This window comes from Oleiphilus sp. HI0043 (genome assembly GCF_001634935.1).
In genome coordinates, this window is record NZ_LWEY01000907.1 from 1 (window position 1) to 412 (window position 412).

Annotated in this window: 1 pseudogene; it reads left to right on the forward strand. The window is 43.2% G+C overall.

The window, feature by feature from the left end:
- Positions 1–412, forward strand: a pseudogene (locus tag A3729_RS32755) (alpha/beta hydrolase); the annotation flags it as partial.

A 412-nucleotide genomic window follows, 5' to 3' on the forward strand; every position in this document is an offset into this window, starting at 1 on the left:
CTATGAGTCTAGCCCTGCACCAGCAAAAACGAATAAAGGCCGTGATCGTTGCCGATATATCGCCTGTTCGGTATGAGGGACATCACGATGAAATATTTGCTGGTTTATTTGCTTTGCTAGAGTCAGATATCGTAAGTCGAAAGGAAGCAGATTCTTTGCTAGCGGAATTTGTTCCAGAGCAGGGGGTGAGGCAATTTTTACTAAAGAATCTAAAAGCCAAGCCCGGTGGAGGTTTCGATCTAAAAGTAAATCTCAACGCCATCCATCAAAATTACCATCATATTCTGGATGGACAGCATGCTGAAAAACCTTTTTTAGGGGAAGTGCTCTTCATTGCTGGCGAAGCATCAGACTATATACAGGCCGCCCATAAAGAAAAAGTAGTGAGCTTATTTCCCTTTGCAAAAGTCCG